Genomic DNA, 26,980 nt, shown 5'->3' with positions numbered 1-26,980 from the left:
CCAGGTAATGCGTGTTCTCCGGTTGCGTCGACGCTTGATGTGAGGCTGTTTCCCATGTTCGATCCGGTCATAGCGCCCAGCGGCACGCTGCTCGGCCTGCTCCAGCGCGGCCGTGGCGACGGCACCCTGCACGCGCTCACCGCCCCGCGCGCGGAAGCGCTCGCGGCCCTGAACCACTGCGTGCTGCGCGACCCCCGCCACGACTGGCAGGTGGAGAACCGCTCCCTCTACTACGCCCGGCTCTACCTCGACCTGAACGGCGAGCTGGACGCCATCGAGGCGCACCTCTTCGATCCCGAGGACGTCCTCGACACCGACGAGTCGCGCACCGGCCTCGCCCTGGCCGTCCTCGGGCACCTCGCCTCCTACGGCAGGCGGGACGCGCTCGAACTGCTGCGCAGGTACGCCGCCCGCGGTTCCAGCTGGGCCTGGGCCCTGGACGAGCTGGCCCTCCGGGACGACGACGCGGGCCTGCGCGCCCTCGCCGCTCCCGTCCTGGCCCGCTTCGCCACCGATCCCGAGGGCGAGGCCGAGCTGGCCGTCGCCGTGCGCGACGCCTTCGAGCCGCGGCCCTGGCGGCTGTGGGCCGAGGATCCGCGCGAATCGATCGCCACGCGTGTGCGTGCCGCCCAGGAAACCGGCTGTTTCGACCGCTGGCAGCGCCAGATGCGACCCACCGGGCCCCGCCCGGGATGGAGCGTGCGAGCCGTCTTCGAGTGGGCCCAGCTGGGCATCGAACGCGGCGCCGCCCTCCATGTGCCGGCCGCCCGCTGTCTGGTGGCCGTGGCCTGCCCCGAGGACCGGCCGGAGATCCTCCAGGCCGCCAGGAACGGCATCGACGGCGCCCGGTGCACGGCACTGCGCTACCTCGCCGACAGCAACGACCCCGAGGCCCTCGACCTGATCGAGGCCGCCGTCGCCGACGGGACGACCCTCGTCGTGGAGGCCGCCGTCGACGCATTCGAACGGATGTGCAGTATCGCCGCCGTCGACCGCGCGCGCGGCTGGGCCCAGCGCCCCGACGCCCTCGGCGCCGCCGCCGGACGCATACTGGCCGTCCGCGGCGGAGCCCAGGACCGCGATCTGGTCCTCGGCGCCCTGCGCGAGGCCGTACGCGGCGAAGGGCCCGACGCGCCGACCCTGTGGACCCTGGTCGACGGCACCGGACGGCTCGGCATCGCCTGCGCCGCCCCCGTGCTGCGCCACATCTACCGGGAGACCGCCTCCTCCCACCTGCGCGGCCGCGCCGCCCGGGCCCTGGCCGCCACCGACCCCTCCTTCGCCACCGGCTTCGCCGTCGAATGCCTGTGGGACTGCGAGGAGACCACCCGCGAAGTCGCCGCCCGGCACGCCGAGACCGGTGACGCCCGCGTCGTCGAGCGACTGCGCCGCCTCGCCGCCGACCCGGCCGAGGAGGACGAGGTGCAGACGGCGGTCCGCAGCCGCTTCGGACCGGACGCCCAAGCCATGTGACCCACCGGAGCCGTTCTGCAAGGGCGGACGGGCGGGAGACCGCCCGCAGGGTGAACGCGGGGTGACCCGGAGGTCAGCCGGTCATGACGGCCGTCTGACCTGCTCGGGTGTGCAGGCCAACGCTCATGGGACGTTCCCCCACCGGAAAGATCGACGTTGACGCGGCCACGTCCGGCACGGCGACAACACCCGTATGCGTGTCGTCATCGTGACCGAATCCTTTCCCCCCGATGTGAACGGCGTTGCCCACTGCGCGCTCCAGACCGCCCGGCACCTCGTGGATCGCGGCCACCATCCGCTCGTCGTTGCGCCGGCCACCGCGCCCGGCACCAAGGCCGACGCCCTCGAGGCGCCGTGCCCCGTCGTCCGTGTCCCCTCCCTCCCCCTCCCCGGCTACCCCCAGGTGCGCGTCGCGCTCCCCAGCCGGCGCCTCGCCGCTGCGCTCACCGAGCACCGCGCCGACGTCGTTCACCTGGCAAGTCCCTTCGTCCTCGGCGTCCGCGGCATGGCCGCCGCCGCCCGGCTCGGCATCCCCGCCGTCGCCGTCTACCAGACCGACCTGGCCGGCTACGCCCGTACCTACATGGGCGCCGGCGAGGCCGCCGCCTGGCGCCGGATCCGCTCCGTGCACTCCGCCGCCGACCGCACCTTGGCACCGTCCAGCGCGGCCCTCAACGACCTGGAGGCACACGGTGTGCCCCGGGTACGGCTGTGGCAGCGGGGCGTGGACACCGCCCGTTTCCGGCCGGACCACCGCGACGAGGAGCTGCGCCGCGAGCTCGCCCCGAACGGTGAACTGATCGTCGGCTACGTCGGCCGGCTCGCCCCCGAGAAGCACGTCGAACTCCTCGCCGGAGTCTGCGGCCTGGACGGCGTACGGGTCGTGGTCGTCGGCGACGGGCCCAGCCACGCGCACCTCACCGAGGCCCTGCCCGGCGCGGTCTTCCTCGGCCGCCGCACCGGCCACGACCTCGCCCGGATCTTCGCCTCGCTGGACGTGTTCGCGCACACCGGCCCCTTCGAGACCTTCTGCCAGACCGTCCAGGAGGCGATGGCCAGCGGCGTACCGGTGGTCGCCCCCGCCGCCGGCGGCCCGCTCGACCTGGTCGACCACGGCCGCACCGGACTGCTCGTCCCGCCGCGCGACGCGGACGCCGTACGGGAGGCTGTACGCACCCTCGCCGCCGACCCCGGCCTGCGGGCCGCGTACGGCGCCGCCGGGCACGCCACGGTCGAGGGCCGCACCTGGGCCGCCGTCGGCGACCAGCTGATCGCACACTACGAAGACGTGCTCGCGGCGCGCAGGACGGTGGTGGCGGCATGACCGGCACCCCGCTGCGCATCGTGCGGCTCGCCAACTTCGTCGCCCCGTCCTCGGGCGGCCTGCGCACGGCCCTGCGCGAACTGGGCAGGGGCTTCCTGGCCGCGGGCCACGAGCCGGTGCTCGTCGTGCCGGGCGAGCGGTACACCGACCGGGACACCGAGCAGGGCCGGGTCATCACCCTCCCCGGGCCGCAGCTGCCCGGCACCGGCGGCTACCGCGTCCTGACCGACAAGCGCCGCGTGGCCGCGCTCCTGGAGGAACTGGCCCCCGACCGCCTGGAGGTCTCGGACCGCACGACCCTGCGCTGGACCGGCCGCTGGGCGCGGCGGGCCCGGGTGCCCGCCGTGATGGTCTCCCACGAGACCGCCGACGGAGTGCTGCGCACCTGGGGCCTGTCCGAGAACCTGTCCCGCCGGGCCGCCGACGCCCTCAACACCCGTACCGCGCACGTCTACTCGCGGGTCGTGTGCACCACGGAGTTCGCCGAGCGCGAGTTCGTCCGCATCGGCGCGCGCAACGTCGTACGCGCCCCCCTGGGGGTCGACCTGATGGAGCGGCATCCGGCACTGCGCGACGCGCGGCTGCGCGCACTCCATGCGAGCGCGCCCGAGGCGCTGCTCGTGATGTGCTCCCGGCTGTCCGTGGAGAAGCGGCCCGGCACGGCCCTGGACGCCCTGGAGGCCCTGCTGCGCCGCGGCCGGCGGGCCGTGCTGGTGGTGGCAGGGGACGGGCCGCTGCGGATACGGCTCGAGCAGCGTGCGCGGGAGCGCGGGCTGCCGGTGACCTTCTTGGGGCACGTCTCCGACCGGGCCCTGCTCGGCGCGCTCCAGGCCTCCGCCGACGTGTGCATGGCGCCCGGGCCGGCCGAGACCTTCGGCCTGGCCGCCCTGGAGGCCATGGCCTGCGGTACGCCCGTGGTGGCGAGCGCGTCCTCGGCGCTGCCCGAGGTGATCGGCTCCGCGGGGGCGACGGCCGCCGACCGCGGAGAGGCGTTCGCGGACGCCGTGGAGCTGCTCCTGTCGCGTCCCGAGCACGAGCGGCGGGAGGCGGCACGCGCGCGTGCGGAGTGCTTCGGATGGGCAACGGCTGTGGAGGCCTTCCTGGCGGCCCATGACGCGGAGGTGCTCAGGCGCGACGACACCCCGGTCCGCCCCGCCGCCCGGGAGGGCGTGGCATGAGACCCGTCCGTTTCGTGGCCCTCGGCGACTCGCTGACCGAGGGCGTGGGCGACCCTGTCGCAGACGGCTGGCGGGGCTGGGCCGCGCTGCTGGCCGGCGGCCTCGCCGCGGACGCCGGGGGCGTGGAGTTCACCAACCTCGCGGTCAGCGGGGCCCAGACGCGGGACGTGCTGGAGCGGCAGACTCCGGCCGGTCTCGCGCTGCACCCCGACGTGGTCGCCGTCGTCATCGGCGTCAACGACACCCTGCGCGCCACCTTCGACATCCACGCGGTCACCGCCCGGCTCGACCAGGTGTACGCGGCCTTCACCAGGCAGGGAGCGACCCTGCTCACCGCCTGCCTGCCCGATCCCGGCGCGATGCTCAGGCTCCCGGCCGCACTGGCCCGTCCGCTGGCCCGCCGGCAGCGGGCGGTCAACGCGGTGGTCCACGCGCTGTCCGACCGGTACGGGGCCGTGCATCTGCACGCCTCGCAGGGCGAGTGGCTCACCGACCGTGCCCTGTGGAGCTCGGACCGGCTGCACCCGGGCGAGCGCGGTCACCGGCAGCTGGCCGTACGCTTCCACGCCCTGCTCGCGCAGGCGCACCTGAGCATGGGCACGCCGCCGTCCACCGAACCCGAGTTCCCCGCCCCGACCCGGTCGGCGAGCCTGCTGTGGCTGGCCACCGCGGGCACCGCCTGGGTGGTCAGGCGGTGCAGGGATCTGCTGCCGCAACTGCTCCAGCTGGCCGCCGATGAGATGAGACACCGCGCGCGGGGCACCAGCGCACGTCTCGATCTGCGCGCCACGGCCGCGGTGTCCGCGGCCCTGGCCGCCCTGCCGGTGACGGAGCGGCCGCAGGGCACACCCGACGACGCCGAGGCTCAGCGGCGCCGCACGGCCACGCACCTGACCGGGGTGCCCGGTGCGGCCTGCGCGGCCGCGGAGAGGCCGGAGGCAAGGCCCACGGCGGTACCTGGGTAGCCGCCGGCGGCTCCTGGACGACCCGCGGCTACGCGGTGACCGCGTGGTCACGGCGGTTCCTGGACGGCCCGCGCCGGTTACCGCGTGGTCACTGCGGTCCCTGGGTCCACGGTGGCCACCGCGTGGCTCACGGGTCCCTGGCGGCCCGCGGCGGTCACCGCGTGGTCACGGCGGTTCCCCTGGGTCCACGGTGGCCACCGCGTGGCTCGCAGCGGTCCCTGGAGGGCCCGCGGCGGGCCCCGCGTGGCGCGTGGCGGTCACCGGACAGCCCCGGCGGTCACCGGGCGACCTCCCGCGGTCGGACGCTCGGACGGTCGGCCGAGAACTCGACCGGCCGGCCGCCCGGCGGGACCTGCACCGTCCCGGGCACCGTGCCCCTCCTGTGCCGCGCCCTTCCGTGCCGCGCCCTCCGTCCCGGCACCCGTGCCAGGCGGAGCGCAGCCAGGGATCGTTCGACGATCCATCAATACCTACGTTGTTTCGTTCCTCGGTCTGCGGTTGAATTCCGGGCATGGCAGAGCAGCTGACGGGACTGGCCGACGACCGCGCCCTTCTGGGGCGCACCAGCACCGCCGAACGGGTCTCCGACATTCTCAGGAGCCGCATAGCCGACGGCTACTTCCCGCCGGGCACCCGCCTGTCCGAGGACGCCATCGGCGGCGCGCTCAGGGTCTCCCGCAACACCCTGCGCGAGGCGTTCCGGCTGCTCACCCACGAGCGTCTGCTCGTCCACGAACTCAACCGCGGCGTCTTCGTGCGGGTCCTGACCGTGGAGGACGTCGAGGACATCTACCGCACCCGGACCCTCGTCGAGTGCGCGGTCGTACGCGGACTCGGCGAGCCGCCCTACGTCCTCGACGGCCTGGCCGCCGCCGTCACCGAGGGGCAGCTGGCCACCCACGAGAACGACTGGAAGGCACTGGGTACGGCCAATATCCACTTCCACCGGGAACTGGTCGCGCTGGCCGGCAGCGAACGCACCGACGAGCTGATGCGCAGCGTCTTCGCCGAACTGCGGCTCGCCTTCCACGTCGTGGACGATCCGCGCCGACTGCACGAGCCCTACCTCATCCGCAACCGCCAGATCCTCCAGGCGCTGCAGGCCGGGGACCGTATCGGGGCGGAACGGCTGCTGGAGACCTACCTCGCGGATTCGCTGGAACGGGTCGTCGAGGTGTACCTGCGACGGGTCGGCGAGGACGGCGCCGACGCCTCCTGAGCGGCTGTGACGCCCGTCGCTTCTGCGTCGTTTGGGTTGTTGTCAGACTGAGGACCTAGTCTGTGCACCGTGACTTCGCCTGCACCGACGGACCGTGTTCCGCCCCAGCTCAGCGCGGGGCCGCGCCCAGCACCGGGGCCGGCCGCCGACGAGGGGCTGGCGCGTCGGCTGCGCGCGCTCGCCTGCACCGCGCCGCTGCACGACCTCGACGCGCGCAAGGCCAACCTGGCCGGCGAGTACTCGGTGTACGGCATGGCCGAGGTGGCCCTGTCCGCCATCGACCTGGTCACGCTGAACATGGACTTCGACACGGGTGCCGACCACGAGCAGATCGTGGCCCGGCTCGTCCCGCGCATCGCCGCCCAGGCCCCGCACCGGCCCACCGCCGAGCACGAGCGCGTGGCCCGCTGGGTCCTGGAGAACCTGATCAACGTCGGCAGCGTGGACCGCGGCTTCCGCGCCGTGTACGGCACCTTCGCGCCGGACGGTACCTATGTCCGCCGTGACTACGACTTCAAGCTGATCGAGGAGGTCCCCGGCCCCGGCGGCACCGTCTACCTCCGCACCACCGACGAGGCGGTCAACGTCCTGGTCGGCGCCCTGGACACCGACGTCACCAGCGCCCAGATCGCCGCCGAGGTCAAGCTGGAGGTGCTGATCAGCCGCGGCCGCCTCGCCGACGCCCAGCTCGCCGCGGAGCAGGCCCGCTACCGCACCGTGCAGTACTCGGAGACGCTGCGCCGCGCCCTGGAGGCCACCCGGCGCAACGTCCGCGCGGTGGACTGGCTCAACGCCGTGCCCGACATGATCACCGAGGCCCTGGACCACGTGGCCGACCGCTACCGGCACGAGAACGCGATCCTCACCAACATCCGCAAGGCCCGCGACGAGACCGAGGAGCCCGAGCACAAGCGCCGCGCCGCCGAGCTGGTCGACATCGTCAAGGACTGCATCCGGCGGCACACCCAGCTCCAGTCGCGCCTGCTGGAGGCCGGCCCCCTGTTCCGCGCCGAACAGGACCGGCAGGCCTTCGCCACGCCCACGACCACGTCCGGAACGGACCTCTACGGCCACTTGGTCGCCCCGGTGCTGCCGCTGCCCCTGGAGCAGGCGATCCGGGTCACGGACGCCTTCTTCGCGCACGGCACGGGTCTGCGCACGCCCGTCTCCGTACGGGTGGGCGACCTCGTCGACATACTGCTGACACCGCCGGTGGAGCGGGAGCACCTCGGCGCGGAGATGCCCGAGCCCGACCTGATCGCGACGCCCGACGACAGCCGGTTCAGCGAGGAGCAGCTCGCTGTCGCCATGGAGCTGCTGGATCTGCCGGCCGACGCGCCGAGGAGACTGTCGGGGCTGCTGGCGCAAGCGCGCCGGACCGGGGACCCCGATCTTGCCTACCTGGTCGCCCTGTTGGCGGTGCACGCCGCCAGCCCCGCCGTGGGCACGGCCTACCGGCAGGGCGAGGAAAAGCTGTTGTTCGCCGTGGACGACGGGACCGAGCTGGACGATCCGGAGTTCGGCGGGGCCGACCTGATCGTGGGGACCGCCCTGCTGGACGCGGCAGGGATGGCCGCCGACAGAACGGAGGCCGCGTGATGGTCCCGCCGGCGGTCGCGTGCCCATCCGTCGTGGCCGGTCGCCTCCCGTGGCGCGGTCGCGGACGGCTGCGGTCCCGCGCCTCGTGGGAAGTTGCGCCTTCCCTCGGTTCCAAGAGTTTCAAGAACAAGGACAAGAACAAGGAGTTGTGTCCGTGAGCGAGCACGTCGAGTGGAGTGAGGCGGAGACCCCCGCCGCATCGGCGACCAGCGCCGTCACCCCCGCCGACGCCGCCGACGCGGCGCGGCTCGTCGCCTTCGGGCTGCAGCCCAAGCTGCAGCCCGCGCGCGACCAGGAGTACACGGAGCTGCTGCGCCGCTACCGCGACGACCCGCCCTTCGCGCGGCTCGCGGACGCCGTCGCCGCCGGTCTCGGACTCGTCGTGCTGGAGGTGTCCCCGCGCGCGGGCATGGCCGTGACGGCCGCCGAGGACTCGGTGTTCGCCGTCCGCATGGGCGACTACGCGCGTCGCACCGCCGCCGACTCCGGGGACCGCTTCCTGCACGGGCTGGCCCATCTCGCCGTCGCCGCCCTGGCGTTCCCGCGCCCCGAGGACCTGGCCGACGACTCCTACATCGGCCGGGTCACCGTCAACGGGGTCGACGCCTTCGTCCGGCAGGCCTGCCGCCGCCTTGAGGAGCGCGCCGAGGAGCACGGCGAGAACACCGACCCGGCGACCGACGCCCCCGGACTGGAGGCGGCCTGGCGGATCTGGGCCAGACGCAGCGCGACCGGCGCCACCAAGGACGCGCGCCGGCCGGCCGCCTCCACCACGGGCATCGTGGCCAAGGCCGTGACCTTCCTCACCGACTCGGGATTCCTGCAGCGCACCGGGGACGACCACGGCGGCACCTACCGCACCACCGCGCGCTACCAGCTCCAGGTGCGCGACATGGCCGGCAGCGCCGCGCTGGCCGAACTGCTGGAGCTGGGCGTCGTCCCGGTCACCGACGGCACGGCCAGCCTGCTGCCCGCCGAGGAGAGCGCGGACCTGGACCTGGTGGCCGACGCCGGGCTGCCCTTCCACGCGCCTTCGCACCCCTGAAACCTCCCTGATCTGCCGGAAGACTGACGAGAGTCCGCCATGTACGAGCTGTCCCGGGTCCGCCTCTACTCCATCGGGCCTGCCGGTGCGCGCTATGCCGACACCGTGCTTGACCTGCGGGGTGTGGGCGAGCCCGTGCCCGACCCCGCGCCCACACAGGCGGAGTTCTTCGAGGAGGAGCCCACCGGCCCGCCGCGCCGCCCCGCGCCCGCGGGCGTGCTGTTCCTGGAGAACGGCGGCGGCAAGTCGGTGCTGCTGAAGCTGATCTTCTCGGTGATGCTGCCGGGCCACCGCAACACCCTCGGCGGTGCCAGCTCCGGCGTGCTGCGCAAGTTCCTGCTCGCCGACGACTGCGGGCATGTGGCGCTCGAGTGGCAGCACGTGCAGACCGGCGAGTGCGTCGTCGTCGGCAAGGTCAGCGAGTGGCGCGGGCGTCAGGTCTCCAACGACCCGCGCAAGTTCGCCGAAGCCTGGTACTCCTTCCGGCCCGGCCCCGGTCTGAGCCTGGACAGCCTGCCGGTCGCCGAGTCCACCGCCGTACGGCCGCCGGTCGAGGGGGCCTCGGGCGCCCAGGGACGCCGCCGCACCATGAAGGGCTTCCGCGACGCCCTCATGGAGGCGGGCAAGGCCTATCCGCACCTGGAGGTGCACTGGGAGGAGATCCACGACCGGTGGATCGAGCACCTCGGCGACCTCGGCCTCGACCCGGAACTCTTCCGCTACCAGCGGGAGATGAACGCCGACGAAGGTGAGGCGGCCGGCCTCTTCGCGGTCAAGAAGGACTCCGACTTCACCGACCTGCTGCTGCGCGCGGTCACCGACACCCGTGACACCGACGGTCTCGCCGACCTCGTCAGCGGCTTCGGGAACAAGCTGGGCCGGCGCGCCGAGCTGATCGCCGAGCGGGACTTCACCGCCGGCTCGGCCGACCTGCTCGGGCGGATCGTCGAGGCCGCCGAGGCGCGTGCGCGTGCGCGTGACGTCCACTCCGGCGCCGAGCGCCGAACCCGCACCCTGGCCCGGCGGCTGTCCGCGCGGGCCGTGCAGGAGCGGGTGCGGGCCACCGACCTCGCGCAGCGCGTCACGGCCGCCGCCTACGCGGTCACGCACTCCGAAGGCGCACGGGAGCGCAGCGCCCTGGTCGCCGCCGAACTCGCCTACCGGCACGCCTCCCTGGCGCTGGCCGCCACCGAGAAGTCCGCCGCCGCGCAGAAACGCGAGCTGGCCGACGCGCGTACCCTGCACTCCGCCTGGCAGGCCGCCGAAGCCGTGCTGCGCCACCGTGCCGCCGCCGACCGGGTCGCGCGCGTGTCCGCCGCCATCCAGGAGGCCGAGCGGGACGCCGCACCCGCGCTCGCCGCCCGCGCCAAGGCCGCCGTGGACCTCGTACGGGCCCTGCACGCCGCCGCCGGCAGCGCCGAGGCCCTCGCCAACGAGGAGGAGGAGCGTTCCGCCGCCCTCCAGGAAGTCGGCGACGGCGCCTACCAGGACTCCACCGCCGCCGCCACCGAGGCGCAGCGCGCCCGCAGCGAGGCCGGTCACCTGCGCCAGCGCCTCGCCGAGGTCGAGCAGGAGACCGCCGAGGCCGTGCGCGCGGGCTGGCTCGACGACAGCGCCCCCGACGCCGACCCGGCCCGCGCCGCGCTCGCCGCCAGCGACGCCGAGAAGACCGCCGTGGCCGCCTGGGACGCGGCCCGCGAGGCCGCCCGCAAGGCGACCGAGCACGCTCGCGAAGCGGCCTCCGCCGAATCCCGCGCGGAGCTCACCGCGGCCCGGGCGGCGGACGCGGCGACCGCGGCCGAGCGGGCCCACGAGGCCGAGCAGCGCCTCGCAGAGGCCCTCGTGACAGAGGAACGGCTGGCCGAACTGCTCGGCCTGCCGGGTACCTTCGGACCGGGCAGGCCCGGTGTGCCCGCACCCCGGTCGGGCGCCGACGACGTGTCGGACGGCCGGACCGGCGCCCCGGCCGGCGGCCGGGGCGCGGCGGGAGCGGGCGCCGGGGCCGAGGGCGCCGACGCGTCCGGTGCGGCCGGCCCCTCGGCCGAAGGCCCCTTCACCACCGAGGAACTCGACCGCTTCGCCGACGAACTGCGCCGGCTGCTCGACGACGCGGTGTCGACCGCCGAACGGCATCTCTTCGACCTGCGCACCGCCGCCGCCGACGACGCCCGCATCCTCGGCGCCCTCGGCGACGGAGGACTGCTGCCGCCGGGCCCGGACGTGCTGGCCACCGTCGAGTTCCTCGGCGAGCACGGCATCCCCGCGCTGCCCGGCTGGCGCTATCTCGCGCAGAGCGTCGACCCCGCCGATCACGCGCGCGTGCTCGCCGCCCGGCCCGAACTGGTCGACGGCGTGATCATCACCGACCCGGACACGCACGCCCGGGCCCGCCAGGCGCTCGGCGACGCCGCCCTGCTGCCGCGCTCCGCCGTGGCCGTCGGCACGGCCGCCGCGCTGCTCGCCCCCACCCCGGCCCCGGACGCGACCCCCGGTGACGTCTTCCTGGTCCCGCCGAACCCGGCCATGCACGACGAACACGCCGCCGACGAGGAACGGCAGGCGCTGCGCGCGCGGGCCACCGAGCGCGACGAGGAGATCCGCGCCCTCGCCACCCGGCTCGGCAAGGACCGCGAGCTGGCCGCACGCCTGACCTCCTGGCGCACCGGCTGTCCGGCCGGCCGCCTCACCGAACTCGCCGATGCCGCCCGGGCCGCCCGCGCGTTCACCGAGGAGACCGAGGCCGAACTGGCCGAGGCACGCACCGTGCGCGCCGAGGCCGACGAGGCCGCCGCCGAGGCCGTGCAGGTCCGCGACGAGCGGCAGGAGGCCGCGCAGAAGGCACGGCGCGCCGCCGACGCCCTCGCCGGGCTCGCGTTCCGGTTGCGCGAGCGCGCCGGCTGGCAGGTGAAGCTGCGCGAACTCGCCGACGAGGCAACCGAGTCGGAGGTCCGCGCCCAGACCTGCCTGGAGCGCGCCCGGGCCGCCGACGAGGACCGCCGCGCCGCACAGCGGGCCGCCGACGACACCCGCCGCACCGCGCGTGCGCTGCGCGCCGAGCGCTCCGAGATCGCCGGCGCCCCCGACGACGTGCCGGAGGACGGCACGGACGCCCCGAAGGGCTCCCTGCCGGCTCTCCGCGAGGCCTACCGGGCCGCCTCCCAGCTGTACGAGAAGGTCGGCGTCGGCGCCGATCTGCGCGCCGAGCAGGCCCGCGCGGAGAGCGACGAGAGCGCGGCTCGCGCCGAGCTCGACCGGCTCAGCAACAAGGTCCGCACCCGTGCCGAGCACCTGCTGCAGTCGCCGGACGGCGCGGACGGCCCCTCCCGGCAGGCCGCCGCCGCGCGCGCGGAAGGGCTGGTGCAGCTCCTGGAGACCAGGATGTCCACCGCGAGCGAGCAGCTCGGACGACTGCGCGGCGAGGCCGAGCGGCACGCCCCCGAGGACGGCGGGGCACACACCGAGCTGCCCGGGGAACTCGTCCCGCGCGACGCCGAGCATGCCCAGGCGCTGCTGCGCACCGCCACGGCCGAACTAGCCTCCCGCACCGGGGCGCTGGCCGAGGCCCGGGAGGCGCACGCCGAGCTGCTGGACGCCCACCGGGCCGCCGAGCACGCGGCCGGCGGCTTCGACGAGATCGCCGCGATGCTCCGCGACCTGCTGCGCGAACATCCGCCCGAGGAGGAGCCGGAGGAGCCGGAGCCGTACCCGGGCAGCCCGGAGGAGGCCCGGCACTCGGCCGCCGAGGCGCGCCGTTCGCTGCGCGGCTGCGCCGCCGACCTGTCCGCCGCCGAGTCGGCCGTGCGCGAGGCGAGCGACGTGCTCGTGCGGCACGCCAACTCCACGCGCTACGAGCAGGTTCGCACCCCGGCCCGGCAGCAGATCCGTGAGCTGCCCGCCTCTGCGCTGCCCGAGCACGCCCAGAAGTGGGCGGACGCCTTCGCGCCCCGGCTGCGCGTCCTCACCGACGAGCTGGCCCAGCTGGAGCGCAACCGGGACTCGATCGTGGACCGGCTCAGGGGACTGGTCGAGTCGGCCCTCGCCACCCTGCGCTCCGCTCAGCGGCTCTCCCGCCTGCCGGAAGGGCTCGGCGAGTGGTCGGGTCAGGAGTTCCTGCGCATCCGATTCGAGGAGCCCGACCAGGCGACCCTCACCGAACGGCTCGGCGAGGTCATCGACGACGCCACGCGCGCGGCCGTGAAGAAGAACTCCGACCTGCGCCGCGACGGCATGTCCCTGCTGCTGCGCGGAGTCGCGGCAGCACTCCAGCCGAAGGGCGTGGCCGTCGAGATCCTCAAGCCCGACGCCGTACTGCGCGCCGAGCGGGTGCCCGTCGGGCAGATGGGCGACGTCTTCTCCGGCGGCCAGCTGCTCACCGCCGCCATCGCCCTGTACTGCACGATGGCCGCGCTCCGGTCGAACGACCGGGGCCGCGACAAGCAGCGGCACGCCGGCACGCTGTTCCTCGACAATCCCATCGGCCGCGCCAACGCGACGTACCTGCTGGAACTGCAGCGGGCCGTGTCCGACGCGCTGGGCGTGCAGCTGCTGTACACCACCGGCCTGTTCGACACGACCGCGCTGGCCGAGTTCCCGCTGGTCATCCGGCTGCGCAACGACGCCGACCTCAGGGCGGGCCTGAAGTACATCAGCGTGGAGGAACACCTCCGTCCCGGCCTGCCCCAGCAGCCCCAGGCCGGTGAGGCGGGACACAGTGAGATCACAGCGACGCGCATGTTCAAGCGCCCGGCACCGGCAGCGTCCTGAGGGACGCGGGGCGACCGCGGGCCCGATACGGTCCCGCAGTCGCCCCGCGTCGTGGCCTGCCGGGATCTCAGGCGTCGGCCTTCAGGAGATCCGCGCACTTCTCGCCGATCATCATCGTGGTGATGCACGGGTTGACGGCGATGAGATCCGGCATCACCGACCCGTCGGCGACCCGCAGCCCCTCGACCCCCTTGACCCGCAGCCGCGCGTCGAGCGGGGCCGAGGGGTCGTCGTCCGCGCCCATCTTCACGGTGCAGGACGGGTGGTAGACGGTGTTGTGGGTCTTGCGGATGTAGTCGAGGAGTTCCCCGTCGCTGCGCACGTCCGGCCCGGGAGCCAGCTCCGCCCCCGCCCACCCGCTCAACGCGGGTTGTGAGGCTATGCGACGCGCCAGCCTCAGCCCGTACGTCATCACCCGGACATCGTGCTCGTGCGTGAAATACCGCGGATCGACCCTCGGCTTGTCCCGGTAGTCCCGCGTCCGCAGCCGCACCGTGCCGCGCGACCTCGCCTTCGTGACGTTCGGCGTCAGGCAGAACGCGTTCTCCGAACTCGGGTAGCCCCACCGCGCGGTGTTCATGTCGAACGGCACCGAGCCGTAGTGGAACATCAGGTCGGGGCGGTCCAGACCGGGTTCGGTGTCGTAGAAGATGCCCGCCTCCCACCACTGGCTGGAGACGGTGGTCATCGGCTGCCTCGCCTCCCACATGATGACGCCCTCGGGGTGGTCCTGGAGGTTCTCGCCGACGCCCGCCGAGTCGACGACGACCTCGACGCCGACCTCGCGCAGATGCCCGGCCGGGCCGATGCCCGACAGCATCAGCAGCTTCGGGGAGTCGATCGAGCCGCACGAGACGATCACCTCGCGCCGGGCCCGCACCGTGCGCGTGTGCACCAGGTCGGGGTCCAGATACTCGGCGCCCACGCAACGGCGCCCCTGAAGCACCAGCTTCTTGGCCCGCACTCCCGTCCGTACGTCCAGGTTCGGCCGCTTGCCCAGCACCGGGTGCAGATAGGCCACCGATGACGACTGGCGGATGTTGTTCTCGTCGGAGTTGATCTGGAACCAGTTGGCCCCGCGCACGACGGTACTGCCGGTGTTGAACGCGACCGTGGGGATGCCGGCCTGCGCGCACGCCTCCAGCAGGGCCGCGCCGCACGGGTCCGCGCCCTTGAGGGTGCGCAGCTTCACCGGTCCGGTGCGGCCGTGGTGCTCGCCGGGCGCGTCGTTGTTCTCCAGGCGCCGGTACAGCGGGAACAGCTCGGCCGCGCTCCAGCCTGTGCAGCCCCGGGCCGCCCAGTCGTCCAGGTCCTCCGCCGGTGCCCAGAAGGCGATACAGGAGTTGTGCGACGAACAGCCGCCCAGCACCTTCGCGCGCGCGTGCCGCATAAAACTGTTGCCGTCGGCCTGGTGCTCGACCGGGTAGTCCCAGTCGTAGCCGGACTCCAGCAGGCCCATCCAGCGCTCCAGTTTGAGGACGTCGTCGTCGCCGACGTCGCTGGGGCCCGCCTCCAGGACGCACACCGTCACGGACGGGTCCTCGGAGAGCCGTGCCGCCACGACGTTGCCCGCGGTGCCGCCGCCGACCACCACGTAGTCGAACTCGTCGATGCTCATGAGCGTGACCTCCTTGGAGCCGGAGTCAGTCGGCCGTCGGGGCGGTGAGGGGAGCGGCCGGGGCGGACCCGGACTCGAGGCGGTGTTCGGCGAGGACACCGGTGCGATGACGCTGGACGAACCAGTAGTAGGCGAATCCGCCGCCCGCGATGACGGCCACGAACAGCACCGCGCCCCAGCGCAGGTACCAGTGGTACGGCGCGCTCGCGTTGTAGACGGCGGTCCGCGGCCAGATGAGGTTGACGGTCATGGCCGCGCCCCACACCACCGCCACGATGTTGACGAGCAGGCCCCAGCGGCCCAGCGAGAACCTGCCCGCGCCCGCCGGCTGCCACCTGCCGCGCAGCCGCGCCACCAGCATCGGCCCGGTGACACCCAGGTAGGCGAGATAGATCATCACAATGCCGATGCTCGTGACGACCGTGAAGATCTGCGGCTGGCGGATGTTGACCACGAGGATCGCCAGGGCCAGCACACCGATGATCACGGCCGGCAGGACAGGGGTCCGGAAGCGCGGGCTGACCCGGGCCAGCAGCGAGGACGCCGGCAGGTTGTTGTCCCGGGCCATCGCGAAGGCGAGCCGGATGGCCGCCGTGTGCACGGCCAGCGCGCACACCGTGACGGCGATCAGCACGCACCACAGCATCGCCTTGCCGGCCGTCGGGCCGAGCACGTCGAGCACGATGTACTGCAGGCCGTCCGTGGAGAGCTTGTCGCCCTTGAGGCTGGAGACGCTCATCAGGGCGAGCAGGAGCACCAGTCCGCCCAGGACGAAGGAGGCGACGATCGCGCGGATGATGGCGCGCGGCGCGTTGCGCGACGGGTCCAGGGACTCCTCGCCGAGCGAGGCCGCCGTGTCGAAGCCGTACATGACGTACGCCGATGCCAGTGAGGCCACCAGGAAGGCGCCCAGATAGCCGGCGCCGTGTCCCGTCCCGGTTCCGTTCGTCTGCATGACGACCTGAGGGCCCCGGGTGATGTGGACGGCGAACAGGATGATCAGTACAACGGTCGCGATCAACTCGATGAAGACACCCGCTGTGTTGATCGTGGCCATCAACTTGACGCCGAAAGCATTGACCAGTGTGGTGAACAGGATCAACACACCCGCGAGAAGCACCGCGTTGGCCGCCACGTCGTACTTGCCGGTGCCGTCCCCGACGAACTGGAAGGCGGACGAGATCTGCGGCAGTGTCAGCTGGTAGGCGAGGGCGACCGCCGCGATGGACACGATGGACGCGATCAGCATCATCCACCCGGCGAGCCAGCCGAGATGCGGATTGCCGACCTTCTTCGACCAGTTGTAGACCGAACCCGCCACCGGGTATCGGGCGGCCAGTTCGGCGAAGCACAGGGCCACCGTGAACTGGCCGACGAACACCATCGGCCACGACCACCAGTAGGCGGGGCCACCGCTGCCGTAGCCGAAGTAGAACAGCTGGAAGGTGCCGGTCAGGATCGAGATGTAGCTGATCCCGGCGGCGAAGGTGTGGAAGTTGCCGAGGGTGCGTTTGAGCTCTGGCCGGTAGCCGAACTCGGCGAGTTCGGCGTCGTCGTGGTGGTGCGGGCCTGGTGATTGCTCGGTGGTTGTCATGAGCGGACTCCTCGTGGGCCTGGGGGAGGGGTGGGAGTGGCTCGCGCGGGTGCCGGGTCCGGAGGGACAGCCGGAGGGTCAGTCGAACCAACCCTGGGGTGACGGCGCGGTGTTCCGCCAGATGTGCTTCGTCTCGCGGTACTCGGCGAGCCCCGAGGGCCCGAGTTCGCGGCCGAACCCGGACTGCTTGTAACCACCCCATTCGGCCTGCGGCACATACGGGTGGTAGTCGTTGATCCAGACCGTGCCGAGCCGCAGCCGGCCCGCGACCCGGGCGGCCTTGGCCTCGTCGCCCGTCCAGACGGCGCCGGCGAGCCCGTAGACGGTGTCATTGGCGAGCCGGACGGCCTCCTCCTCGCCGGTGAAACGCTCGACCGTCAGCACCGGCCCGAAGGACTCCTCCCGGACCACGGTCATCCCGCTCGTGCACTCGTCCAGGACGGTCGGCAGGTAGTAGAAACCCTCGTCGTAACCGGGGCCGGCGGGCCGGGCGCCGCCGCAGCGCAGCACCGCGCCCTCCTCGACCCCCTGGGCCACATAGGCCTCGACCTTCGCCCGGTGCGCCGCCGAGATCAGCGGCCCGGTCTGCGCCCGCTCGTCGAACGGCCCGCCCAGCCGGATCAGCCGTGCCCGCCGTACGACCTCGTCCACGAACCGGTCGTGCAGGGCGTCCTCGACCAGCAGCCGGGCCCCGGCCGAACACACCTGTCCCGAGTGGAGGAAGACGGCGGTCAGGGCCATGTCGACGGCCGCTTCGAAGCCGGCGTCGGCGAAGACGATGTTCGGGTTCTTCCCGCCCAGTTCGAGCGCGACCTTCTTCACCGTGCCCGCCGCGGCGGCCATCAGCCGGCGGCCGGTCTGCAGGCCGCCGGTGAAGGAGACCAGGTCGACGTCCGGGTGGTCGCCGAGCGGCGCCCCCGCCTCCGGCCCGGCGCCCAGGACCAGGTTGCCCGCGCCCGGCGGCAGCCCCGCCTCCGCCAGCAGCCGGACCAGGTGGATCGCCGTGTGCGGGGTCAGCTCGCTCGGCTTCAGGACGAAGGTGTTGCCGGCCGCGAGGGCCGGGGCGACCTTCCACGCGGTCTGCAGGAGCGGGTAGTTCCACGGCGTGATCAGGGCGCAGACGCCGACGGGCTCGTACACCACCCGGCTGTCGACGCCCTCCCGGCCGGTGTCGACCACCCGCCCGGCCTCGCCCGCCACCAGGTGCCCGAAGTAGCGGAAGCAGTTCGCGACGTCGTCGATGTCGTAGGCGCTCTCCACCAGCCGCTTCCCCGTGTCCAGGGACTCCGCGCGGGCCAGCGCGTCCTTGTCCCGGTCCAGGAGGGCGGCCACGCGCAGCAGCAGGCCGGCGCGCTCCTGCGGGCAGGTGCGAGGCCAGGGGCCGGAGTCGAAGGCCCGGCGGGCCGCCGCGATCGCCTCCGCCGTGTCCTTGCCGCCGGCCTCGTCCACGACCCCGACCGGGGAGCCGTCGGCGGGACAGCGGATCTCCCGGGTGCGTTCGTCCAGGGCACCCCGCCACCGGCCGTCGATGAACAGGTCAGGCATGGCCGCCTCCGAGCTTCTCCAGGAGCCACTCGTGGAAGATCCCGATGTGGTGCTCGTTCGGGACCAGCACACCACCCCTGCGGTACGCGCGCGAGGACATCGCCGGCTGGGTGCGCTCACAGGCCTCGAAGTCCTGGACATTGACGCGGTGGAACAGTTCCACGGACTTGGACACGTCCGCTCCCGACTCCACCACCTCCGGTGCGTAGAGCCAGTCGCACTCCACCACCGTGCGGTCCTCGGCCAGCGGGAACATGCGGTGCAGGATGACGTGGTCCGGCACGAGGTTGACGAAGACGGTCGGCTTGACGGTGATGGCGTAGTAGCGCCGGTCCTGGTCGGCGCCGACCTCGGGGAGCTTGGCGAAGCCCGCGCTGCCGTCGACCGTGAAGCCCTGGATCCGTTCGCCGAACTCCGCGCCGTGGCCGACGTAGTACTGGGCCGCGTATCCGTCCGCGAACTCCGGCAGGACCTCGGTGAGTTCGGGGTGGATCGTCGCGCAGTGGTAGCACTCCATGAAGTTCTCGACGATCAGCTTCCAGTTGGCCCGCACGTCGTAGGTGATGCGTTTGCCGAGCGCCAGCTTCCCGGTGCCGTAGTGCTCGATGGCGGCAGCGTCACCGAGCCGTTCCACGGCCGCGTGCATCACCGTGTCCTCGAAGGAGGGCGGCTCGTCGGCGAGGCACACCCAGGCGTAGCCGAGCCATTCGCGCAGGGCGACGTTGATCAACCCGTACTCGTCTCGATCAACGTCGGGCATCTTGATCAAGTTGGGTGCGGCGATCAACCTGCCGTCAAGGTCGTACGTCCATGCGTGGTACGGGCACTGCAGACTGCGGCGCACCTCGCCGGACTCTTCGGTGCACAGCCGTGCACCGCGGTGCCGGCACACGTTGAGGAAAGCGCGCAGTCGGCCGGTCCGGGTGCGGGTGAGGATGACGCTCTCACGGCCCACCTGGACCGTACGGAACGCACCCGGCTTGTCCAGGTCGGCGCTGCGGACCGCGCAGAACCACAGGGACTCGAACAGCAGCTCCTGCTCCTGCCGGAAGACGTCCGGGTCGGTGTAGTAGTGACCGGGAAGCGTCGCGATGAGGCTCGGGGAGATCGGTGTCGTCGTCACGGGGCGCTCCTCAGACGGACGCGGCGGCGAGGCGGGCGGGGTCGAACAGGCCGATGGGGTGCGCGGTGGAGCCGGTCAGCGCCAGATCGGCCAGGATCTCGCCGACCACCGGCACGAACTTGAAGCCGTGCCCGGAGAACCCGCAGGCCACGGTGACCGACTCGGGGTGCGCGGGGTGCCGGGCGATCACGAAGTGCTCGTCGGGCGTGTTGGAGTACATGCAGGTGGCGGCCTTGAGGAAGGTGCCGGGCAGATCGGGGACGCAGCGGGACATGTGGCCCGCCATCGCCTGGATCTCGTCCTCGTGCACGGTCCGGTCGATGGTCTCCGGGGTGGTGACCAGGCCCTTCCTGAAGAAGGCGACCTTGGCGCCCAGCTCCGGGCCGTCGATGGCCGGGAAGCCGTACACCTGGACGCCCTCCGCGTCCTCCCAGACGTAGATCGGGTGGCTGCGGGGCGCGAACCGCTCGGTGCCGCCCCTCGGCCGGAACCAGTACATGACCTGGCGCTCGATGGTGAACGGCACCCCGAGATCGGTGAGCAGCTGCGGCGCCCAGGCACCGGGGCAGATCACCAACCGGGCCGCCGTGTAGCTGTTCTCGGCCGTATGGACACGCACACCGTCCCGGTACGGCTCCCAGCGCAGCATCGGCTCCTCGAAGTGCAGCCGGGCGCCCTGCCGGGTGGCCAGCTGGAGGTGGGCGGCGACGGTGTTCTCGGGCCGGAGCAGGCCCGCCTTCTTCTCGTACAGCGCCACCTCGTCGTCGCGCGGCGCGAGCGTCGGAAAGCGGCGGCGGATCTCCTTGGCGTCGAGCATCTCGTGCGGCAGGTCCCACTGCCGGGCCGAGCGCAGCGAACCGGAGACGGTACGCGACTCGGGAAGGCCGACCATCACGCCACCGTTCAGGATCGCGATCTCCCGGCCGGTCTCCCGCTCCAGGTCCTCGTACAGCTCGTAGGCGCGCAGCAGCAGGGGCACGTACGCCGGGTCCTCGAAGTAGGACTGGCGGGTGATCCTGGAACCGCCGTGACTGGAGCCGCGGTTGTGCACCGGGCCGAACTTCTCCAGGCCGAGGACGCGGGCGCCGCGCGCGGACAGGTGGTGGGCGGCGGCGCTGCCCATGCCGCCGAGACCGATGACGATCACGTCGTGGGTGGGGGACACGCTTCGGACCTCCTGAGGGTGTGTCACCGGCGGATACGGGTCATCTTCGGGTCGAACAGCGGCTCCTCCGCGACGGTCGCGGGGACCTTCTCGCCGAAGTACGCGATGTGCACGCCGGTGCCGGTGGCGAGATGCGCGGGGAGCCAGGCGTAGGCGACACAGCGGCCGAGCGTGTAGCCGTACGATGCGCTGGTCACATAGCCGGCCGGGGACCCGTCGACGTACACGGGCTCCTTGCCGAGGACCACGGCGGCCGGGTCGTCGAGGAGGAGCGGGGTGAGCCGGCGGGCGGGCTCGGGGAGAGCGCGGAGCGCGTCCCGGCCGGCGAAGTTCTCCTTGTCCATGCGGACCGCGAAGCCGACGCCCGCCTCGAACGGGGTGTGCTCGTCGGTCATGTCGGTGCCCCAGGCGCGGTAGCCCTTCTCCAGGCGCAGGGAGTTGAACGCGGAGCGGCCGGCGGCGATCACACCGAGGTCCCGGCCGGCCTCCCACAGCGTGTCCCAGAGCCTGAGGCCCAGGTCGGCCGTGGTGTACAGCTCCCAGCCCAGCTCGCCGACGTAGCTCAGGCGCATCGCCGTCACCGGCACGTGTCCGAGATACGTCTGCTTCGCCCGGAAGTAGCCGAAGCCCTCGTGGGAGAAGTCGTCACGGCTCAGCGGCTGGACGAGGTCCCGGGCGAACGGCCCCCAGACACCGATGCAGCAGGTGCCGGAGGTGATGTCCCGGATCTGCACATCGGCGGGCGCGTGGCGCAGCAACCGGTCCAGGTCGGCGGGGGAGTTGGCGCCCACCTGGAAGCGGTCGGCGGCGAGACGGGCGACCGTGAGGTCGGAACGGATGCCTCCGGTCTCGTCCAGGAGCAGGGTGTAGGTGACCGCGCCGGGTTTCTTGCGGAGGTTGTTGCTGGTCATCCGGTCGAGGAAGGCGAGGGCGCCGGGGCCGGTGACCTCCAGACGGCGCAGCGGGGTCATGTCGTACAGGGCGACCTTCTCGCGGGTGGCCTTCGCCTCGGCGGCGGCGATCGGCGACCAGTAGCGCGCCGACCAGGCGTCGCGCTCCGGAAGCCCGCCGAGGGCGTCGACGAGCGGGGCGTTCGCCTCGTACCAGTGCGGTCGCTCCCAGCCGGCGCCTTCCAGGAAGAACGCGCCGAGCTCCCGCTGGCGTGCGTGGAAGGGGCTGACCCGCAGCGGCCGGGGATGCTCCATCGGCTGGAGCGGGTGCAGCACGTCGTACACCTCGACGAACTGCTGCGAGCCGCGTTCCCGGACGTACGCCGGCGAGCGCTGCGCCTCCTCGAACCGCGTGAGGTCGCACTCGTGCAGGTCGATCGACGGCCGCCCCTCGACCATCCACTCGGCGACGGCCCTGGCCACTCCGGCGGAGTGCGTCACCCACACCGCCTCGGCCAGCCAGAAGCCCCGCAGCTCCCGCGCCTCCCCGAGGACCGGCATGCCGTCGGGGGTGAACGAGAACACCCCGTTGAAGCCGGACTCGATCTCCGTTTCGCGCAGGGCGGGCAGCAGACGGCGGCAGTCCTCCCAGCTCGGCGCCCAGTCCTCGGTGGTGAAGGGGTACGAGGACGGCATCTCCATGTCCCGGGCGCGCGCCTCGTCGTAGGCCAGGACCGCGAACGGGTCGACCGGCATCGGCCGGTGCGCGTAGGACCCGATGCCGATGCGGTCCGCATGCTCGCGGAAGTACAGGTCGCGGTCCTGGAAGCGGAGGATCGGCTTCGAGGCCTCGGCCGTGACACCGCTCAGCTCGGACAGCGGACCGGTCCTCGCGTACTGGTGGGCGAGGGGCTGCAGCGGTACGTCGATGCCGGCCATCCGGCCGATGACCGGACCCCAGAAGCCGGCCGCGGAGACGACGTGATCGGCGACGAACGTGCCCCGGTCGGAGACCACGGCGGTGACCCGGCCGCCCTCCTTTTCGATGCCGGTGACCGTGTGCCGGTCCAGGAAGCGGGCGCCCCGGGCGGTGGCCCGCTCCATCTGGGCGCGGGCCGCGAGCAGGGCGCGGGCCAGGCCGTCGTCCGGGGTGTGGAAGCCGCCGAGGACGACCGAGGCGTCGAGCAGCGGCCACAGTTCCTTGCAGCGGGCGGTGCTCACGATCTCGCCGCGGATGCCCCAGGCGGCGGCGTATCCGGCCCTGCGGTGCAGTTCGGCCAGGCGCTCCGGGGTGGTGGCGAGTTCCAGACCGCCGACCTGGTGGAAGCAGGAGACGCCGTCCGCCCGGAGGGAACCGAACTTCTCGACGGTGTACTTGGCGAACTCGGCCAGGGTCTTCGAGGGACTGGTCTGGAAGACGAGACCGGGTGCGTGGGAGGTGGAGCCGCCGGGGGCGGGCAGGGGGCCCTGATCCAGGACGGTGACGTCCGTCCAGCCGCGGGCGGTCAGCTCGTCGGCGAGGGAGCAGCCGACGATGCCGGCGCCGATCACGATCACACGGGGGCCGCGGGGAGGGCTTCCGGGCGGGCGGGACCGGTCCTCGGGTGTGCGGGAGCCGTCTTCGGTCGTGCGGGAGCGGTCTTCGGGTGTGCGGGAGCCGTCTTCGGGTGTGCTGGACATGCCCCTCCTTGTGCTGGCGGGGACGGCAGGGGTCGGGGTGGCCGGCCTGTGCGGCGGGCACACGGGGCGCACGGCCTACGCGGCGGGCACGTGGGGGCGCTCGGCGGCGATCGTCGTGTCCTGGCCGTGCCCGGTGTGGACGACCGTGTCGCCGGGCAGGGTGAGGAGCCGTTCGCGGAGGGACGCCACGAGGGCGGGGCGGTCCGAGTAGGAGCGGCCGGTGGCTCCGGGGCCGCCGTGGAAGAGGGTGTCGCCGGTGAAGACGGCGTCCAGGAAGGGGACGTGGAAGGAACAGCTGCCCCAGGTGTGCCCGGGGTTGTGGATCACGTGGACCTCGATGCCGGCCACGGTGACGATCCGGCCGTCGGTGAGCTTTCCGTCGGGCTCGCGGGCGGGGTGGGTGCGGCACCAGAGCTTGTGGTCCTCGGGGTGCAGGAGCACGGGCGCACCGGTGAGGGCGGAGAGTCCGGGAGCGGCACCGATGTGGTCGTCGTGGGCGTGGGTGCAGACCAGGGCGGTGAGGTGGCGGCCGGCCGTGGCGCGGTGGATCGCCTCGGCGTCATGGGCGGCGTCGACGACCAGCACCTCCGCGTCGTCACCGATCAGCCATACGTTGTTGTCGACGTCGAAGGTCTCGCCGTCGAGGCTGAACGTGCCGGAGGTGACGACACGTTCGACGCGTACGCTGCCGTGGACGCTCACAGCACCACCACCGAGCGCAGCACCTCGCCCCGGTGCATCTTGCCGAACGCCTCCTCCACCTGGTCCAGCGCGATCGTCTCGGACACGAACGCGTTGAGGTCGAGCAGGCCGTACAGATACTGGTCGATGAGGAACGGGAAGTCCCGGCTCGGCAGACAGTCGCCGTACCAGGAGGACTTGATGGCACCGCCGCGTGAGAACACGTCGATCAGCGGGAGTTCGACCTTCATCTCCGGGGAGGGCACGCCGACCTGGACCAGCAGGCCCGCGTGGTCACGCATGTAGAAGGCCTGCTTGAAGGTCTCGGGCCGGCCCACGGCGTCGATCGCGATGTCCACGCCGAAACCGTCGGTGAGTTCACGGACCGCCTCGACCGGGTCCGTGCCACGGGAGTTGACGGTGTGCGTGGCGCCGAACTTCTCCGCCTGGTCCAGTTTCTTGTCGTCGATGTCGACGGCGATGACCTTCATCGCGCCGTTCAGACAGGCGCCGGCGATCGCCGCGTTCCCGACGCCGCCGCAGCCGATCACGGCGACCGAGTCGCCGCGGCCGACGTTGCCGGTGTTGACCGCCGCGCCGTAGCCGGCCATCACGCCGCAGCCGATGAGGCCCGCTGCCTCGGGGCGTGCGGCCGGGTCGATCTTCACGGCCTGGCCCGCCGCGACCAGGGTCTTCCCGGCGAAGGCGCCGATCCCCAGGGCGTTGCTGAGCGGGGTGCCGTCCAGCAGGGTCATCGGCTGGGCGGCGTTGCGGGAGTCGAAGCAGTACCAGGGCCGGCCGCGGCGGCAGGAGCGGCAGCTGCCGCAGGGCGCCCGCCAGGCCAGAACGACATAGTCACCCGGCCTCAGGTCGGTGACCCCCGCTCCGACCGCCTCGATCGTGCCGGCGGCCTCATGGCCGAGCAGGAAGGGGAAGTCGTCCGTGATCGCGCCCTCCCGGTAGTGGAGGTCCGTGTGGCACACCCCGCAGGCCTGCACATCGACGAGCACCTCACCGGGGCCCGGGTCGGGGACGACGATCGTCCGCACCTCGACGGGCGCGCCCTTCTTCACAGCGACTACGGCACGGACCTCGTGTGGCACGACAAGCTCCTCTGCTGTTGCGCATTGCACGATGGGTTGCGTGATGGGGAACATCTTGAGAACGGGGTCACGGAGCCGTCAAGGGGTGCGCGTTAACCCTTGGCAAAAGGAATCTGTGGGGCGAAATCTCTCGGACACACGGCGGCGCGAGACCGGGAAGGTCCCGGTCCCGCGCCGCGGTGCGCCCGTTGTGCGTGCCCTCGCGTGTCCGTCCAGGTGGTCAGGTCCACCCCGGGGACCTCAGGCCCCGTCGGGCGTCCGCCCGTCTCTTCGAGCCGTCTGCCCGTCTCTTCGAGCCGTCTGCTCGCGCCTCCGCCGGATGCCGTACGGCAGAACCCGTGTGCCGGAACGCGTACGTCAAAAGCCGTAGCCCATGCGGCGGGACAGCTCGGCGCCGGCCGCCACCGTCCGCTTCGCCACCTCCGGCAGCCGGTCCGCATTGAGCCGGTACACCGGTCCGGACACGCTGATCGCCGCGATCACCTTGCCGTCGTGCGCCCGCACCGGCGCTGCGACGGCCGCGAGGCCCAGTTCCAGCTCCTCCATCGTGATGCCGTACCCCTGTTGGACCACGGCCTCCAGCTCGGCACGGAGCATCGTGGCGCCGGTGATCGTGCGGTCAGTGAACCGCGGCAGCGGCCGGGCCAGCAGCCCCTCGCGCAGAGTGGGCGGCATGTGCGCGAGCAGCACCTTGCCGCTGGAGGTGGCGTGCAACGGGGTGCGTCTGCCCAGCCAGTTCTGCGCGGTCACCGACGCGGTGCCGCGGGCCTGCATGATGTTGACCGCCGCATCGTCGTCGAGCACGGCGATGTTCACCGTCTCGCCCAGCTCGTCGGCGACGTCACGGCAGACGGGGACGCCCTCCTGGGAGATGTCCAGCCGCACTGCCGCCGCCCCCGCCAGGCGCAGTACGGCGGCCCCCAGGTAGTACTTGCCGCGGTCCTTGGCCTGGGCCACCAGGCCGCGGTTCTCCAGCACGCCGAGCAGGCGGAACGCCGTGGACTTGTGCACGTCCAGCTCCTCGGCGATCTCGGTGACGCCGGCCTCGCCGTGCCGGGCGAGGATCTCCAGCACGCTCACGGCGCGGTCCACCGACTGCACCGCACTGGCCGTTCCCCGGCCGTTCTGCCTCGTTGGGGGTTCTGGGTTCCCGGTGGTCTCCTCGTTGCGGTCAGACCGCTTCTGCGTGCGGGTCATGGCTCAACTCTCACCACCTGTCGGCCCGGTTCGGGCCGCATCTGCGGGAAGCCCTTGACGCGACGGTCGTCCCGCGCGGATTCTGTTGCGCATAGCGCTGGATCGTGCGCCATGCGAAACATCATGTTACCCAAGCGTCTGGATCCCGGAAGGGTGCCGGACCCACCCGGACCGATGAAGGTCCGACTCTCCCGCACAGCTCCACCGCCCGGACCTGCGAAGGTCCGGACTCCTGCCTGCATCCCTACCGCCTGCATCGAGCAGGTCCCGGACCGAGTGTCCCGGACCGAGAGGGGGGCCCGTGATTCCCGTCTGCCGCCTCGAAGACCTCCCCGAGGGTGAGTCCGTGCGCGTCGCCACCACGCCGCCGGTCGCCGTGTTCCGCACCGACGAGGGCGAGTTGTACGCCATCGACGACACCTGCACCCATCAGGACGCCTCCCTCTCCGAAGGCTGGCTCGAGGGCTGCCTGGTCGAATGCCCGCTGCACGCCGCCTCCTTCGATCTGCGCACGGGCCTGCCGACCTGCCTCCCGGCCCGGCGCCCCGTCCGCACCCACCGCGTGACCGTCGACGAAGGTGTCATCCACGTCCACCTCACCGCCGAGGAGGGCACGGCCGCATGAACCCCGCCGCGGACCGGCACACGGTCCTTCCCCTGACGCCCCTTCCCGGAACCGGCACCCCTCCCGGGACCGGCACCTCCCGCGGGCGCCGTTCCTCCCGCGAGGCGGCGAGTCCTTCCCGTCAGCTGAGGTGTCCTTCCCGCGAGGCGGCGAGTCCTTCCCGCCAGGTGGGGTGTCCGTCCCGCGAGGTGA

At 72.8% G+C, this 26,980-nt stretch carries 18 protein-coding genes; 9 read left to right on the top strand and 9 right to left on the bottom strand.

The window, feature by feature from the left end; translation table 11 throughout:
* The first annotated feature begins 54 nt into the window (after window positions 1-54).
* From ACZ7P3_RS31855 to ACZ7P3_RS31820, 8 genes are all read left to right on the top strand, one after another.
* Window positions 55-1,473 (top strand): HEAT repeat domain-containing protein, encoded by a 1,419-nt coding sequence (locus ACZ7P3_RS31855; RefSeq protein WP_472086935.1) that lies wholly within the window; start codon window positions 55-57, stop codon window positions 1,471-1,473.
* A 193-nt stretch (window positions 1,474-1,666) separates the two neighbouring features.
* Window positions 1,667-2,797 carry a glycosyltransferase family 4 protein gene (locus ACZ7P3_RS31850; RefSeq protein WP_472086934.1) on the top strand — a complete coding sequence of 377 codons (1,131 nt, stop codon included), beginning with the start codon at window positions 1,667-1,669 and terminating at the stop codon, window positions 2,795-2,797.
* On the top strand, window positions 2,794-3,975 hold the full coding sequence (locus ACZ7P3_RS31845) for a glycosyltransferase (protein WP_472086933.1): 1,182 nt from the start codon (window positions 2,794-2,796) through the stop codon (window positions 3,973-3,975). Before ACZ7P3_RS31850 ends, ACZ7P3_RS31845 begins: the two co-directional genes overlap by 4 nt.
* Complete coding sequence (locus ACZ7P3_RS31840) at window positions 3,972-4,940, top strand: SGNH/GDSL hydrolase family protein (protein ID WP_472086931.1); 969 nt, start codon at window positions 3,972-3,974, stop codon at window positions 4,938-4,940. Before ACZ7P3_RS31845 ends, ACZ7P3_RS31840 begins: the two co-directional genes overlap by 4 nt.
* 511 nt (window positions 4,941-5,451) lie before the next feature.
* Window positions 5,452-6,159, top strand: a complete 708-nt coding sequence (locus ACZ7P3_RS31835) for a GntR family transcriptional regulator (RefSeq protein WP_472086929.1) — start codon at window positions 5,452-5,454, stop codon at window positions 6,157-6,159.
* A 69-nt stretch (window positions 6,160-6,228) separates the two neighbouring features.
* Window positions 6,229-7,758: a hypothetical protein gene (locus ACZ7P3_RS31830; protein WP_472086928.1), complete on the top strand. Its 1,530-nt coding sequence runs from the start codon at window positions 6,229-6,231 to the stop codon at window positions 7,756-7,758.
* Window positions 7,759-7,912: 154 nt separating this feature from the next.
* Window positions 7,913-8,803 carry a hypothetical protein gene (locus tag ACZ7P3_RS31825; RefSeq protein ID WP_472086927.1) on the top strand — a complete coding sequence of 297 codons (891 nt, stop codon included), beginning with the start codon at window positions 7,913-7,915 and terminating at the stop codon, window positions 8,801-8,803.
* Between the two features lie 39 nt (window positions 8,804-8,842).
* Entirely contained in the window at window positions 8,843-13,567 is a 4,725-nt protein-coding gene (locus ACZ7P3_RS31820) for a hypothetical protein (RefSeq protein WP_472086925.1), read from the top strand.
* 67 nt (window positions 13,568-13,634) lie between these two features.
* Here the strand turns inward: ACZ7P3_RS31820 and ACZ7P3_RS31815 are convergent, their stop codons facing one another.
* The 9 genes from ACZ7P3_RS31815 to ACZ7P3_RS31775 all read right to left on the bottom strand — a co-directional run bounded on the left by ACZ7P3_RS31815 (window position 13,635) and on the right by ACZ7P3_RS31775 (window position 26,067).
* On the bottom strand, window positions 13,635-15,185 hold the full coding sequence (locus ACZ7P3_RS31815; RefSeq protein ID WP_472086924.1) for a GMC family oxidoreductase: 1,551 nt from the start codon (window positions 15,183-15,185) through the stop codon (window positions 13,635-13,637).
* A gap of 25 nt (window positions 15,186-15,210) precedes the next feature.
* The gene (locus ACZ7P3_RS31810) at window positions 15,211-16,779 is read right to left on the bottom strand and encodes an APC family permease (protein ID WP_472086923.1); all 1,569 of its coding nucleotides are present in this window, start codon (window positions 16,777-16,779) and stop codon (window positions 15,211-15,213) included.
* 78 nt (window positions 16,780-16,857) lie between these two features.
* Window positions 16,858-18,324 carry an aldehyde dehydrogenase family protein gene (locus tag ACZ7P3_RS31805; RefSeq protein WP_472086922.1) on the bottom strand — a complete coding sequence of 489 codons (1,467 nt, stop codon included), beginning with the start codon at window positions 18,322-18,324 and terminating at the stop codon, window positions 16,858-16,860.
* Window positions 18,317-19,447: an aromatic ring-hydroxylating oxygenase subunit alpha gene (locus tag ACZ7P3_RS31800; protein ID WP_472086920.1), complete on the bottom strand. Its 1,131-nt coding sequence runs from the start codon at window positions 19,445-19,447 to the stop codon at window positions 18,317-18,319. Before ACZ7P3_RS31800 ends, ACZ7P3_RS31805 begins: the two co-directional genes overlap by 8 nt.
* A gap of 10 nt (window positions 19,448-19,457) precedes the next feature.
* Entirely contained in the window at window positions 19,458-20,612 is a 1,155-nt protein-coding gene (gene solA, locus ACZ7P3_RS31795) for an N-methyl-L-tryptophan oxidase (protein WP_472086918.1), read from the bottom strand.
* A 23-nt stretch (window positions 20,613-20,635) separates the two neighbouring features.
* Window positions 20,636-23,182 carry a GcvT family protein gene (locus tag ACZ7P3_RS31790; RefSeq protein WP_472086916.1) on the bottom strand — a complete coding sequence of 849 codons (2,547 nt, stop codon included), beginning with the start codon at window positions 23,180-23,182 and terminating at the stop codon, window positions 20,636-20,638.
* Between the two features lie 75 nt (window positions 23,183-23,257).
* On the bottom strand, window positions 23,258-23,884 hold the full coding sequence (locus ACZ7P3_RS31785; RefSeq protein WP_472086915.1) for an MBL fold metallo-hydrolase: 627 nt from the start codon (window positions 23,882-23,884) through the stop codon (window positions 23,258-23,260).
* Window positions 23,881-24,966 carry an S-(hydroxymethyl)mycothiol dehydrogenase gene (locus ACZ7P3_RS31780; RefSeq protein ID WP_472086913.1) on the bottom strand — a complete coding sequence of 362 codons (1,086 nt, stop codon included), beginning with the start codon at window positions 24,964-24,966 and terminating at the stop codon, window positions 23,881-23,883. Before ACZ7P3_RS31780 ends, ACZ7P3_RS31785 begins: the two co-directional genes overlap by 4 nt.
* Window positions 24,967-25,323: 357 nt before the next feature.
* Window positions 25,324-26,067, bottom strand: a complete 744-nt coding sequence (locus ACZ7P3_RS31775; protein WP_472087217.1) for an IclR family transcriptional regulator — start codon at window positions 26,065-26,067, stop codon at window positions 25,324-25,326.
* 397 nt (window positions 26,068-26,464) lie between these two features.
* On the opposite strand from ACZ7P3_RS31775, the gene ACZ7P3_RS31770 reads away from it, so the two are divergent.
* Entirely contained in the window at window positions 26,465-26,788 is a 324-nt protein-coding gene (locus tag ACZ7P3_RS31770) for a bifunctional 3-phenylpropionate/cinnamic acid dioxygenase ferredoxin subunit (protein ID WP_472086912.1), read from the top strand.
* Window positions 26,789-26,980: the final 192 nt, after the last annotated feature.

This window comes from Streptomyces sp. NPDC107581, from assembly GCF_055657175.1.
The sequence above is the reverse complement of the archived record's forward strand: the minus strand, read 5'-3'. Positions and strand labels throughout refer to the sequence as shown.

Coding starts and splice junctions, on each gene's coding strand:
- ACZ7P3_RS31855 (WP_472086935.1), top strand. CDS start 55: ATGTTCGATCCGGTCATAGCGCCCAGCGGCACGCTGCTCGGCCTGCTC.
- ACZ7P3_RS31850 (WP_472086934.1), top strand. CDS start 1,667: ATGCGTGTCGTCATCGTGACCGAATCCTTTCCCCCCGATGTGAACGGC.
- ACZ7P3_RS31845 (WP_472086933.1), top strand. CDS start 2,794: ATGACCGGCACCCCGCTGCGCATCGTGCGGCTCGCCAACTTCGTCGCC.
- ACZ7P3_RS31840 (WP_472086931.1), top strand. CDS start 3,972: ATGAGACCCGTCCGTTTCGTGGCCCTCGGCGACTCGCTGACCGAGGGC.
- ACZ7P3_RS31835 (WP_472086929.1), top strand. CDS start 5,452: ATGGCAGAGCAGCTGACGGGACTGGCCGACGACCGCGCCCTTCTGGGG.
- ACZ7P3_RS31820 (WP_472086925.1), top strand. CDS start 8,843: ATGTACGAGCTGTCCCGGGTCCGCCTCTACTCCATCGGGCCTGCCGGT.
- ACZ7P3_RS31815 (WP_472086924.1), bottom strand. CDS start 15,185: ATGAGCATCGACGAGTTCGACTACGTGGTGGTCGGCGGCGGCACCGCG.
- ACZ7P3_RS31810 (WP_472086923.1), bottom strand. CDS start 16,779: ATGACAACCACCGAGCAATCACCAGGCCCGCACCACCACGACGACGCC.
- ACZ7P3_RS31805 (WP_472086922.1), bottom strand. CDS start 18,324: ATGCCTGACCTGTTCATCGACGGCCGGTGGCGGGGTGCCCTGGACGAA.
- ACZ7P3_RS31790 (WP_472086916.1), bottom strand. CDS start 23,182: ATGTCCAGCACACCCGAAGACGGCTCCCGCACACCCGAAGACCGCTCC.